This window comes from Halodesulfovibrio sp. (assembly GCF_025210605.1).
Taxonomy (GTDB): Bacteria; Desulfobacterota; Desulfovibrionia; order Desulfovibrionales; family Desulfovibrionaceae; genus Halodesulfovibrio.
Map to the genome: position 1 here is coordinate 56416 of NZ_JAOARI010000017.1, position 12816 is coordinate 69231.

Consider the following 12816-nt stretch of genomic DNA (forward strand, 5'->3'; position numbering starts at 1 on the left):
CTTTCGATACAGCTCTTTAAGCTTTACACAGGTAAAGTTTTACATAGAAGCTCTTGTAGCTCAGTCGGCAGAGCGCATCCTTGGTAAGGATGAGGTCAGCAGTTCAATCCTGCTCAAGAGCTCCATATTTTAGAGGACAACTTACTTTGTAAGTTGTCCTCTTTTTTATTATCTGACGCTAAATGCTTTTTTTAAACGGGTTGCTAACCATTTTTCAGCGGCTCGAAGTGGATGATCTTTTTTCCAGCACAGATAGAGTTCACCACTAAAGCCAGTCTCCATGAAATCGACAGGCAATGCCACCAGTTCACCACGTTGCACCGCTCTTTCCGTCTGCAAACTTGGACACCAAGCCCAACCTGCACCCTTGCAGACAAGCTCTATCATAAAGCGGCTATCATCACATCGCCACAGCTTATCACTCACAACCTCTGTCCCAAGCTCCAAATTGTTATTGGAACTTGTACAAGCAATTTGTGTAACATTTGCCAAGTCACTTTTGCTTACACTCTCTAATGCTGCAAGAGGGTGTGTCGCGGCTGCCATTGGATACCATTTTTCACTTCCGACCTGCTCCCATGAATAATCATCTTGTGGCAAGCCTGATACTGACACAGCAATAGCCACATCAGCTTTATCCAATTTTACTAAATTGCTTGCTTCACCTGCATGGGCGCGCACTATCTCTATCTGAGTATACCTAAATTCTTGTGCAAACTCAGCCAGCATAATGCTTACTTGTTCCTGCGGTACAGCATCGTCCACTGCCAGCCGCAATACACTTTGTGGTTGGTCTGAAACCTCAGTCGCCCGCTCCATCACGACTCTGCATTGATACAAGACATCGCGGGCTGTCTGTATCATGCGTTCCCCATCTTTAGAAAGAACAGGATATTTTCCTGACCGGTCAAACAACGTAATACCTAAATCAAGTTCTAAATTCGCAACTGCGGTACTGATTCTACTTTGCGCCTTCCCCAAAAAACGGGCTGCTGCTGAAAATGACCCTTCATCAACCGTCGCTACAAATGCCTCTAGCTGCTCTATAGAAAAAAGCACTTCCTAACTCCCCAGCTATAATTATTACTATCTACATTAATTATCTAATTTACGGATAGCATTATACTTTATTTATATTTAATCAAGATATATTAACGCGAGAAGTTACGTAAGCAACTGTTACACATGATAAAGTCACACCTTTGCCACACAGCATCACACGCTTAGATTATACGTTATCACTCAAAGTAAACACTGCTTACAAAAAAATCCTCACGAACCTCTTTACTTCACAGGCAACTGGTACGTAATAGACAGTATAGGATTTGGTATATTAATCCTAAAGTGGATTTATTTTAACAATGTTGTATAACCTTCTTTCCCTTGATTCAGCTGTAATTATGGGGGCTTCACCATGGTCAAACAGCTTTCCTTTGCTTACTACATTTGCCATACTCATATGGACAATACTTCAAGCAGATACTTGCTTGTCTCATAAAAAAAAGAGGATTTTATGGATACTAAAGACTCAAACGGTAACGTGCTTAACGACGGTGACAACGTTCAGGTAACTAAAGATCTTAAAGTAAAAGGGGCTTCTATGACCCTGAAACGCGGCACTACCATTAAAAAAATTCGCCTGACATCCAATCCAGAGCATGTTGAATGCCGTGTGGGTAAAGGACAGATTGTCCTCAAGACTTGTTTTTTGAAAAAGGTCTAACAATCTGAAACTACATAAAAAAAGACCGTGCAATATTGTTGTCCGGTCTTTTTTCTATTTTTTAGCTTTGCAATGCATGCACGTGCATAAATGTAAAGGAGCTGTTGCAAGAACAACAGCTCCTCAAGCGATCCATCTTCCCTACGTGTATGCAGTGTGGAAACATCATTAAGCAGATAAATACGCCATAATCTACAAAATGACCTAAAGGGGTCAACACTCAAAGCAAAGTATTGAAGAATAACAATTTTATATGACAGATGCTGGTATACACGCCATATAAAACTGTAAAACCACAGACATACGTAATGGATCTAACATACTGATTTATAAAAATAGACACACTTAGAAACGAAGCAATACTTCTCTAATTTGTACTAGATACACCAGAAAAAAAAAGACTGATGCTACAGAATCTATACATCAGATTATTGCTTTTCACACCTCCCTAAAAGGGTAGGTGCGCAGCCTTTCATATCCAGCAATGGGAGACTGAAATGGATGACCAACTGCAAAGTATTTTAGAAACCATTATTGCAACAGATTCACCAGAACGCTTATGGGCTAAATTTGTTGAGTATGCACGCTCCAAAGGGGCGTCTCAAATTCATACTTGGTTTGGAAAAACAAATGAAGATTTGTTGTTTTTATCAACAGCACCTGATTGGTGGCATGAATACTATGTAAGCAATAATATTATTGAGTATGACCATGTCGCATATCACGGCTTAACAGGACAAGGACCACTACTCTATGGACGAGATAAGGATTTAAACAACCCGTTACTGAGTGAAAGAGCAAAACAATTAGTTCGGATGACAACATCTGAATTTCAATACGGAAGTGGTATTACTATGCCTTCGTTTCACAATAATAAACGCATAGGTGGTATCAATGTCTGTTTTCCTGAAAGCGTAACACAACTTAATGATGTTCCGACCAATAGAGTTCTGGAAATTCTTCTGGTATCATGCACAGCACATGAAAAACTCTATGCGCTCACTTTTCAAGAAACAGATCCGGCACCACTAACCCCACGGCAGCAGGAATGTCTTACATGGCTTGCCTGCGGGCTAACATCGCACCAAATCGCAGACAAAATAGGCATCAGCTACCATACTGTCAAAATGCACATTGATTCTGCAAAAGAACGTCTTGGTGCAACTACCCGAACTCAAGCTGTTGCCAAAGCACTGGCAGCAGGACTCATTAACATTTAATACCAAGTTGCCAAGTTTTTGAATGTAAAAAAAGCCTGAAGACAATTCAGGCTTTTTTAGTCTACTACCCGCTCTCACTACATTGAAAACACAGGAAAAAAAACAGTATACGAATTACATTGTATACACGACTCGAAGCGCCAACCCGATAAGAACAACACCTGCCAATCTATCAACAAGCACAGCGCGGGCTTTTATCTTTTCCAGTACGGTTGGGCGGGTTATCAATAAGCTAACCACTGTGTACCACAATCCATCAAGAAGCACCGGAGTTGCAACGACAATGGCTCGGCTTTCTGAAGCATGACTTTCTGCTACAAACTGACTAAACAGCGCGAGAAAAAACAGCGCAAGCTTCGGGTTAAGCATCGAAATCATCGCTCCGTCACGAGCTGATTCTAACAACGAACTTTCTTTTCCTGCGGAAAGTTTTGCAGTCACACCGCCCTTAGACCGAAGCGCATTAATACCCAACCACAACAAGTACCCCGCACCTAAATAGGCAATCCCTTTAAACAACACAGGATTATGCTGCAACACTATTGCCAGACCAAGAACAGAAGCTAAAGCATACAGCCCTACACCCATGGCATGTGCCCACGCAGTGGCAACACCATTTTTCCAACTACCACCAAGGCAGTTTTTTGCCACTACAGCAAGACTAGGTCCCGGAGACATTGCACCGAGAATACAAATTGCTACGAGTGACATCCAAACACTTAATGACATTTTATCTCTATACCTCGTCCTTTCTCTTCTTCTGGGCATACTTGCTCAGGTAGGTATGAAGTATGTATTGTAGAAAAACAAAGCAAATGACAATTTGGAATTGTAAGTATTCTTAAAGCGCAATACAGAAATATGCGGCTAGGATATCTGGTATACAGACAAACTGCTATCCACGAATTTTTATTAAAATAATAGACAGGATGAACACATGAAAATACTCACACTTCTCGGCAGCGGTAGAGTTGCTGGCAACACCGCCACTATTCTCGGATGGGCAGAAGACGAATTACGTACACTGGGACATGAAGTTGAACGCATCAACCTTATCAAAAAAGATATTAAGCCATGTCTCGGGTGTGCAAAATGCAAAGAATCTGAAACAGATATCAACTGTATTCAAAAAGACGATGCAGAAGAAATCTTGCAAAAAATGATTGATGCAGATATCACCGTCTTCGCTTCGCCTACATATTTCTGGGGCTACGCAGCACCAATCAAAACGCTTATAGATCGAAGCTGGAGCCTTGTATCAAACTACAAAAAACCTAACCATTCTTCATTACTCGAAGGTAAACGCCAAGGTACTTTGCTTACTGGAGGCAGTGACTACGAGAACAATGCTGAAGGTTTGATCTTTACTTTTAATAAATTACAGGGTTTTTATAAAACAGAAAACGCAGGCGAGCTGTTTATCGGAAAATGTACAGCCGATTACAAACGCCCAGAAGATGCAAAAGAGCGTGCATGTGCATTTGCCCGCAACCTTGTTGCATAGTCTACATCATCTAAAGAACGTAATAAAAAACGTTTCTGAATTGTTCAGAAACGTTTTTTATTTTTATAAAGAAAAAAATACATTCAAAAAAAGAAATTCTTTCTATTTGCTACACAATAATATTTTTTTCCCTTATGTTCCGGTCAATTCAACCGATCTAATACATAAGACTTGGTGGAACAATAAAATAGAAAAACATATAACACATTTATTCTATTGCATATTACAAAATAAATGCACACAGATTGTAATTAAATTTGTTTCAGCAAGCTAACTTGTATTATGCAGCACACAAAATACAAAAAAATTCTACAGGCACAATTGTAATGGAGTCTATACCATGAAGCTCTTCTGGAAACTCTCTCTCCCCCAGATGATACTTGTCCCCCTGCTCGGAATCATAGGCTATATAGTCATTAGTAACGGGTTCGTTGCTATTCAGGATCATAACCTTGAGTACGTTATTAACGACACATTTGTAGCGATTGAAAAGAACATCGAGTCAGTAAGCGTGACAGCTCAGGAAACTGCAGCCTTGTTTGCGAATAATCCTGAGGTCATAAAAGCGTACAAACTTGCCCATACCGGCGACATCAATAATCCAACATCACCAGAATCTGCACAAGCACGCAACATGCTGCGTAGCGCACTTGCACCACAGCTAACCAGCTATAAAGCAAACACAGGTCGCAAGCTTAAACTCCACTTCCATTTACCCAATGGCAGGAGCCTTGTCAGACTCTGGCGAAAAAAGCAGACGAAGAAAAATGGTACATGGGTCGATATTTCGGACGACATTTCATCGTTTCGCCACACTGTTCTTGATGTAAACAGATCAGGTGCACCTGTCAGTGGCATTGAGCTTGGCCGCGGCGGTTTTGTGATGCGCGGGCTGGTTCCTGTCAAAGATGAAAATGGAAAAACAATCGGCTCCGCTGAAGTGCTCAAAAACTTCTCCTCTGTTTTCAGCATTGCGAAACAAAAAAATATTCCAATGATGCTGTTCATGGATCAAAAATTCCTGAACATCACTACACGCCTCAATGACTCCGTTAAATACCCACACCTTTACAATACTGTTCTGGTGAATATGAATGCCAGTAACAAAATGTTCATCGACAAGGTTTCCAAAGAGTTTCTTGAAAAAGCTTCACAAGAAAGAGTTTCTGAAACCGTTGGCATTTACACGTTAATCGGCTCACCAGTTCATGACTACCGTGGCAAGCCTATTGGCACATTCATCGGTGTTATTGATTCCTCACATGCACTTGAGCACGCAAGCGAAGCAAACATATCACTCATAGTAACTCTTGCTGCCATGCTGCTGTTGCCGCTCATTTGTTTAATTGTAGTTCTTAAAAAATACGTAACCTCCCCGCTCCACGATGTAACACAGCAGATTCGACTACTCGCGCAGAAAAAAGCTGACCTTAAAGAGCGCATTGTCATTTCTCAGAACGATGAAGTTGGCGATCTGTCGCACTGGTTCAACAAATTAATGGAACGTGTAACCGATCTGCTCAACGAAATGGAAGGGTTCAAATACGTACTGAACACAGTACCTGACCCAATTTTTGCGGTTGATGAAAACTTTAACTTCCTGATTGCTAACAAGGCAGTCGAAATGTCCACAGGAAAAGACCAAACTGGGCTAAAATGTTTACGATGTCAGGAAACATTCAACACCGAAGCCTGCGCTACTGAAAACTGTCCTATTGAGCAGGTAAAACGCACGCACCAAAAAGTTGTATCTGATATTATTTGCGTCGAAAAACCTGACGGTCCAATGTACTTCCAGCCTTTTGCAGATGAGTTTTATGACGCGGAAGGTAATTTAGCTGGCTACATTGAAGTAGCCCGTAACGTAACCGACCTTGTATTATCAGAACAAGCGGTTAATCAGCAGCTTAAACACATTGAAGAAGTGCATGAAGGCACAAAAGAAGCTGCTCGTGAATTGCTTGATGCTGCAACAACACTTGAAGCAGAAGTCACTGACATTGCCAGTGCTGTCGACACACAACAGATACGCATTAGAGAAACATCAACTGCAATGGAGCAAATGAACGTTGCAGTTATTGAGGTAGCCCAAAGCGCCGCAGAAGCTGCTCAGCAGTCTGAAGCCACCCGTGCCCGTGCTACTGACGGGGCAGCTATTGTCTCGAATGCAATTACATCTATCACAAGCCTACATGAACATGCGGACAGTATGAATAACGCCATGACGCAACTTGGTATTCAGGCTGATGCAATTGGTACAGTGCTGGGTGTCATTTCAGATATTGCCGATCAAACAAACTTGCTTGCCTTAAACGCAGCCATTGAAGCTGCGCGCGCAGGAGAAGCTGGACGCGGATTTGCTGTCGTCGCAGATGAAGTTCGCAAACTTGCAGAAAAAACGATGGCAGCAACGCAGGAAGTAAACAACGCGATTGTCACAATTCAAGGACACGCGAATACTTCCATTCAAGCAACGCATGAAACAATGCAGCTGGTCGAAGAAGCAACAGCGTACGCAAATGAATCCGGCAATGCACTTTCAGAAATCGTGACCTTTGCCAATATGGCTGCCAACCAGATTGGAACAATCGCCACAGCCGCAGAAGAACAGTCTACAACGTCTGACCACATGACAAAAACCATGGAAGACATAAACAGTCTGGTAGACAGCGTTGCAAAAGAAACACAAGATTCTTCGCAAAACGTTAGAAACTTATCGGAGCTGGTTCAACGCTTGAACACACTCTCAAATACATAGAGTAAACGGAGGGAAATAGACGGACAATGGACGTCTATTTCCCTCCTAAACTACTTCATGCGGTTTATTGGCATATTGCAAAAAAGGTTGAGGACTGACCCCAAAAGCATTCTTTCGCACACGGCATCTACCTCACTGTATGTACAAGCCTGCCGAAGCAAGCGCCACACTCTTTTCCACACCCTCCTGTGGATATCATCGCTAGCAAAAGACCTCGCCCAATGGTGAGGTCTTTTTTGCTTACAAAACTCCCCCTCTTCAAATGGACAAAGTATATGTAAACAAATAATTTGCTTGTGTTTTATTTCACGCAGAACTATATTCACCTCGAGATTTTTCGGGGGAAAATAACTCAATCACCTTCACTGCTTGTTACAAATTTCACAATTGAAAAAGTTCTTTTCACACTCACACGCATCAATCTTTACGCAGCAGCCACCCTACAGCGCTGACAGAGCAAGCAGATTACTCAACATTCACTAACGTATTTTGTAGCGTAGCGAGTTCAAAAAGACCGGCTAAACACTGTATTGGAGTCTGCGCTATGAAACTCTTTTGGAAACTGTCTCTTCCACAAATCATACTTGTCCCGCTGCTCGGGATAATCAGTTACCTGATTATCAATAGTTTTTTTATTACAATTCACGAACACAACCTTGACTACATCGTTGATGATACATTCATTTCTATAGAAAAAAATATCGAGCATGTAAGCAAGGAAGCACAACAAACCGCAGCGCTTTTTGCTAACTCTCCACAAGTAGTAAACGCATACAAACTGGCTTACACTGGCGATATTAATGACCCGAAATCAAAAAAGTCACAACAAGCACGCGCTATGTTGCGTAAAACACTTGCGCCCAACCTCAACAGCTATCAGGCAAACACTGGTGAGAAGCTTAAGCTACACTTTCATTTGCCGAATGGACGCAGTCTTGTAAGGCTTTGGCGAGATAAGCAAACCAAGGAAAACGGTAAGTGGGTTGATATCTCGGATGATATTTCTTCATTCCGTCATACAGTGCTTGATGTGAAAAAAACAGGTGCGCCAGTTTGTGGTATTGAACTTGGTCGTGGTGGTTTCGTCATGCGCGGTCTTGTTCCTGTTAAAGATGAAAATGGTAAAACAATCGGCTCAGCAGAAGTACTCAGAAGCTTCTCTTCCGTATTTACCATTGCAAAACAAAAGAATATCCCAATGATGCTGTTCATGGATAAAAAATTTCTGCACATCACTACACGCCTTAATGATCCGACCAAGCATCCTATCATCCACAACACAGTGCTCGTAAACCCAACCCGCAGCAACAATCCTTTCATACAAAAAGTTTCCAAAGAATTTCTTCAAAAAGCAGCACACGGCAGAGTATCTGAACCACTTGGAACCTACACATTCATCGGGTCACCTGTTCGTGATTACAAAGGCAAACATATTGGTACACTTGTTGGCGTAATCGACTCCTCAGACGCTATCCAGCACGCAAATGAAGCCAGCACATCGCTTATTGCAACCCTGTCTGCAATCCTTTTGTTACCACTGTTAGGCATGATGCTGGTTGTAAAAAAATACGTCACCACCCCACTCAATAGCATTACCAATAAAATTCAGCTTCTTGCAGAAGACAAAGCCAATCTCAAAGAGCGCATCATTGTTCATCAAAAAGACGAAGTAGGCGATTTGACCCTCTGGTTTAACAACCTGATGGATAGAATTGTCGCCATGCTAAAACTGGAAGAGTTCAAAAACGTTATGAATACTGTTCCAGAACCTATCTTTGCTGTGGATGAAAACTACAACTTCTTAATTGCCAACAAGGCAGTGGAAGAAGCAGCTAAAACAGATCAAGCTGGCTTGCTAAAAATGAAGTGCAGAGATGTATTCAGAACAAAAATTTGCGCCACCCCAGAGTGTCCGATTGAGCAAGTAAAACGCACTCAGAAAAAAGTAGTTGCAGACATTTTAGAAATAGAAAGACCTGAAGGCCCACAGTACATTCAAGCTGTTGCAGATGTTTTATACGATGGGGATGGAAAGCGCTCAGGATACATCAAGGTCGTGCAGGATGTGACAGAACTTGTAGCGTCTGAACACGCAATCAACCAACAACTCTCACGGATTGAAGGGGTTAACGAAGGCACTAAAGAAGCAGCACATGAACTCCTTGATGCTGCCACATCCCTTGAATCAAAAATAACTGGAGTCTCCGCTGCTGTTGATACACAACAAATTCGCATCAGCGAAACCTCTACCGCTATGGAACAAATGAACATTGCAGTAAATGAAGTTGCCCATGGCGCTTCGCAGGCGGCGCTTCAGTCAGAAACAACGCGTACACGAGCTGAAGACGGAGCTACAATTGTTTCCAAAGCAATCAACTCCATAACAGGTCTACACGCGCATGCAGAATCAATGAACTCCGCCATGACACAGCTTGGCTCTCAAGCCGATGACATCGGCGCTGTGTTGGGAGTAATCTCTGATATTGCAGATCAGACCAACCTTCTGGCGCTGAATGCGGCTATTGAAGCAGCACGAGCCGGAGAAGCCGGTAAAGGCTTTGCTGTGGTTGCAGATGAAGTCCGCAAACTTGCAGAAAACACCATGAAAGCCACGCAAGAAGTAGAAAGCGCAATTACAACCATCCAAGGGCATGCAAACAACTCAATTGATACAGCTCAGCACACAATGACGCTGGTAAAAGAAGCCACATCCCTTGCAAATGAATCCGGCAATGCTCTTTCTGAAATTGTAACTCTGGCAAATGAAGCAGCAAGTCAGATTGCAACCATTGCCACAGCAGCAGAAGAACAATCTGCAACATCTGAACATATGACAAAAACCATGGAAGACATTAACGATCTGGTCGAAAGTGTAAATACAGAAATGCACGACTCTGCAAAGAGCGTCACAAACCTTTCACATTTGGCTCAGCGTTTGGACACTCTTTCACGCCAGTAACCAATATATACAATAAAATGGAGAAGCCCCGCATGTTTCATGCGGGGCTTCCTGTATGGTAACACCCTGCGCGACCTAAATTAGCCACTAGCCGCATAATGGCAGGGTTCGGACACAGCCGTCTTTACTCGTAATGCAATCTATATACGGAATACTGAACCGCTGGTTGGTGATACGCATATCCATACGAAGTAGTACGCACCTCATGCGGTGCTGCATACGACATACGCATATGGACTAATCGCGCACGAGGAGTTGCAACTGCATATCTATATGCCTGCCTATTTTTACTTTCTGCAACGAAAGCTGGATGACTTGCATTTGAATATCGTGCGGTATGAGCCGTGGGCGTAATATCAGGTATAGTAATAATTGCCGCAGAGGTATTTTGTACAACCACGGTTCGATGTGCGAAACTGTACGTAACTACTGAAAAAATTAACGCTGCGATAACAAATATGATTGCAATAATCTTTTCCTGCTGCATAAACACCTCTTTTTATGCTGACATACCAATCTATTAGAATAATATTTTCTTTTTTAGACCTAAACACATTCTATAAATCCGCTATTATCCAGCATAGTTCTATATAAAAACGAATTACCGCATTGCCAATATGGTTGTAAAAAGTAGCACAACAGTTTCCGAGCTTATTGTAGCAAAGAACTTTCATTCCTCAATAGCATTTCCGTTGTTTTCTTTGCTGCAACTGAAACCTCATGAAATACTAGCCCCTTTTTAGATTATTTTTTCACACATACTCTTGCCCCTTGAAACAACACACAAAAAACACTTTCTCATATATTTTCAGATATATAAAAAAAGGCACTCTGTTTTTGCACAGAGCGCCTTTCACATTACAATCAACTTTGTATCTGCCTAGTACCGACGATACACTCGCGGTCTCCTATAATACCTTCGATGCGGATATGGCCGCACACGAGGACCTACATAAACGCCTCCGTAAGGGCGTATAATTACTCTTGGTGCTGGTCTGACAACAACAGGTGGAGGAACCACTACAGCAGGAGGCGGCACATAGGCTCTTCCATACGGACGGACATACACACCTCCGTAATATCTTCGTGGTCGAACATATACACCGCCGCGATTAGTACGGACATATGCCCCGCCGTGATATGGGCGATCATAACGTGCCACCGTTGTCTTAGGGTCTAATTCTAACGGAGTACTAAACGCAGGTTGCGCCCAGCTGATGCACAGCACAAACGCAGCCGCAAATATGGTTCCCGTCGCCAGTAATATCTTATTCATATACCCTCCAAAGTCGGAAGGCAGCACCGCTATCTTTAATTGTCGACAAAGCCTTCGTTAAGCGATCGTACTGAAAAAACTGTTCAAAGCTCTGAGCTAGCACAGCTCATATGCGACGATAACGCTTTTCCTTAACAACACCTCACCAACGCCTTGTCATCAAGCCAAGACAGCACCACTGCCCCGCTGTATGTGTCTCATTAAGTCCTTTCTCAGACGATTCAATAAGACAACGGGCGAAGGATAGGCTCAATGATTAACAAATAAGAAAATGCCAAAACACGCCTGAAAATGTAGCGTTCAAGCCCCTTACTATGGCAACACTATGTAACGTAATACTTATTGTACGCACAGTCTTTCCCACCCCAGCAGTCATCATAGATTGCCTACACGTCAGGCACTCGCAATTCAAAATAGCTCAATGCTATTCGGTGAAACCAACCCTCTCACCTGAGAAGATAGCTTTCACCTCTTCCTCCATGCAAACTAAAAACTCTTCACTATACAATAGTTCTCGCCATGCTACAATAGCGTAGAAAAATCACACTGCTACTTTATCGAATAGTACACATGTATACATCATATAAATTTGATATTAATCGCTATTCTCCATGCACATCATGGTTATTTTGTTTACCTGAGAAATAGTAATTAGCATTTTATACAAAAAACACAGCACGCTAAGTGTAAACATAAAACAGTATGCAGTATTTAATTATTGCGCATATTGCATGGTTAATATTTCCTAAAACTTAGCATCTCTGTTTATAAAATTTCGTTCTATAGTTACTAGCGCCCTCTACAATGGTACAGTGCCATTGTAGAACAAGAAAAAAACAGTACACAATGCACAATCACAGTACACACTAAAAAATTGTTACAATATTTGTACAATAAAAAAAGATTGTCAGTGTATTTTGAATCCCCAAATACACAAAATTGTGTGCTGAAATAAGGAGATGAGACATGAAAACTAGATGTTCACTGCTCGCTTTTGCGCTCGTATTAATGACTGCTAGTTTAGCTAGCGCTATGCCTACAGCCGTTGTGGTCGAAGAAGGACAGGGAGCTGTAATTGTTGAAGGTCAAATGATGGCTCCGTCGACTTGCACACGATGCGTAACACCTTGCATGAATATGATCCCTGAGCCAACAATGGAAGTAGCACCGCCGCGTATTGTTCAATCACCATGCGGCCCTTGCAAACGCATTATTGAGAAAAAAGTGGTCATGTACAGAATGCCACCAAGAGTATGTGCACCGCCTACCAGAATGTATCTTGGCTCACACATGCGCCCAATGGTCGTTGGACCATAAGGTATGAATCTTATCCGTCAGGGTAGTTGTTTCCATCTGCTACTCTGATCTGACCAACA

Annotated in this window: 10 protein-coding genes and 1 tRNA gene; 7 read left to right on the top strand and 4 right to left on the bottom strand. The window is 42.3% G+C overall.

Annotated elements, in window-relative coordinates:
• Nucleotides 1-49: 49 nt before the first annotated feature.
• Nucleotides 50-125: transfer RNA gene (locus tag N4A56_RS05815), tRNA-Thr, on the top strand.
• A 43-nt stretch (nucleotides 126-168) separates the two neighbouring features.
• Here N4A56_RS05815 and N4A56_RS05820 read toward each other — a convergent pair.
• The gene (locus N4A56_RS05820; protein WP_295545693.1) at nucleotides 169-1059 is read right to left on the bottom strand and encodes a LysR family transcriptional regulator; all 891 of its coding nucleotides are present in this window, start codon (nucleotides 1057-1059) and stop codon (nucleotides 169-171) included.
• Between the two features lie 454 nt (nucleotides 1060-1513).
• Here N4A56_RS05820 and N4A56_RS05825 point away from each other — a divergent pair, with 454 nt between their 5' ends.
• Both N4A56_RS05825 and N4A56_RS05830 read left to right on the top strand, forming a co-directional pair.
• Nucleotides 1514-1723, top strand: a complete 210-nt coding sequence (locus N4A56_RS05825) for an alkylphosphonate utilization protein (protein ID WP_293671064.1) — start codon at nucleotides 1514-1516, stop codon at nucleotides 1721-1723.
• Between the two features lie 497 nt (nucleotides 1724-2220).
• Nucleotides 2221-2943 carry a LuxR family transcriptional regulator gene (locus N4A56_RS05830; protein ID WP_295545695.1) on the top strand — a complete coding sequence of 241 codons (723 nt, stop codon included), beginning with the start codon at nucleotides 2221-2223 and terminating at the stop codon, nucleotides 2941-2943.
• A gap of 114 nt (nucleotides 2944-3057) precedes the next feature.
• Here N4A56_RS05830 and N4A56_RS05835 read toward each other — a convergent pair whose 3' ends face one another.
• A complete protein-coding gene (locus tag N4A56_RS05835; RefSeq protein WP_295545696.1) occupies nucleotides 3058-3672 on the bottom strand; it encodes a LysE family translocator in 615 nt (204 codons plus the stop codon).
• 208 nt (nucleotides 3673-3880) lie between these two features.
• Here N4A56_RS05835 and N4A56_RS05840 point away from each other — a divergent pair, with 208 nt between their 5' ends.
• The 3 genes from N4A56_RS05840 to N4A56_RS05850 all read left to right on the top strand — a co-directional run bounded on the left by N4A56_RS05840 (nucleotide 3881) and on the right by N4A56_RS05850 (nucleotide 10164).
• On the top strand, nucleotides 3881-4447 hold the full coding sequence (locus tag N4A56_RS05840; RefSeq protein WP_295545698.1) for a flavodoxin family protein: 567 nt from the start codon (nucleotides 3881-3883) through the stop codon (nucleotides 4445-4447).
• 340 nt (nucleotides 4448-4787) lie between these two features.
• Nucleotides 4788-7205: a methyl-accepting chemotaxis protein gene (locus N4A56_RS05845; protein ID WP_295545700.1), complete on the top strand. Its 2418-nt coding sequence runs from the start codon at nucleotides 4788-4790 to the stop codon at nucleotides 7203-7205.
• Nucleotides 7206-7749: 544 nt separating this feature from the next.
• Nucleotides 7750-10164: a methyl-accepting chemotaxis protein gene (locus N4A56_RS05850; RefSeq protein ID WP_295545702.1), complete on the top strand. Its 2415-nt coding sequence runs from the start codon at nucleotides 7750-7752 to the stop codon at nucleotides 10162-10164.
• A 124-nt stretch (nucleotides 10165-10288) separates the two neighbouring features.
• On the opposite strand, the gene N4A56_RS05855 is transcribed toward N4A56_RS05850, so the two are convergent.
• Both N4A56_RS05855 and N4A56_RS05860 read right to left on the bottom strand, forming a co-directional pair.
• Entirely contained in the window at nucleotides 10289-10651 is a 363-nt protein-coding gene (locus tag N4A56_RS05855) for a hypothetical protein (protein WP_295545703.1), read from the bottom strand.
• Nucleotides 10652-11044: 393 nt separating this feature from the next.
• Nucleotides 11045-11440, bottom strand: coding sequence for a hypothetical protein (locus N4A56_RS05860; protein ID WP_295545705.1), 396 nt, complete (start codon nucleotides 11438-11440; stop codon nucleotides 11045-11047).
• Between the two features lie 966 nt (nucleotides 11441-12406).
• On the opposite strand from N4A56_RS05860, the gene N4A56_RS05865 reads away from it, so the two are divergent.
• Nucleotides 12407-12757, top strand: a complete 351-nt coding sequence (locus N4A56_RS05865) for a hypothetical protein (RefSeq protein ID WP_293671056.1) — start codon at nucleotides 12407-12409, stop codon at nucleotides 12755-12757.
• The last annotated feature ends 59 nt before the right edge of the window (nucleotides 12758-12816 follow it).

Bases quoted from the DNA above. Each gene is read 5' to 3' on its own strand.
- N4A56_RS05825 (WP_293671064.1), top strand. From the start codon at position 1,514: ATGGATACTAAAGACTCAAACGGTAACGTGCTTAACGACGGTGACAAC.
- N4A56_RS05830 (WP_295545695.1), top strand. From the start codon at position 2,221: ATGGATGACCAACTGCAAAGTATTTTAGAAACCATTATTGCAACAGAT.
- N4A56_RS05835 (WP_295545696.1), bottom strand. From the start codon at position 3,672: ATGTCATTAAGTGTTTGGATGTCACTCGTAGCAATTTGTATTCTCGGT.
- N4A56_RS05840 (WP_295545698.1), top strand. From the start codon at position 3,881: ATGAAAATACTCACACTTCTCGGCAGCGGTAGAGTTGCTGGCAACACC.
- N4A56_RS05845 (WP_295545700.1), top strand. From the start codon at position 4,788: ATGAAGCTCTTCTGGAAACTCTCTCTCCCCCAGATGATACTTGTCCCC.
- N4A56_RS05850 (WP_295545702.1), top strand. From the start codon at position 7,750: ATGAAACTCTTTTGGAAACTGTCTCTTCCACAAATCATACTTGTCCCG.
- N4A56_RS05855 (WP_295545703.1), bottom strand. From the start codon at position 10,651: ATGCAGCAGGAAAAGATTATTGCAATCATATTTGTTATCGCAGCGTTA.
- N4A56_RS05860 (WP_295545705.1), bottom strand. From the start codon at position 11,440: ATGAATAAGATATTACTGGCGACGGGAACCATATTTGCGGCTGCGTTT.
- N4A56_RS05865 (WP_293671056.1), top strand. From the start codon at position 12,407: ATGAAAACTAGATGTTCACTGCTCGCTTTTGCGCTCGTATTAATGACT.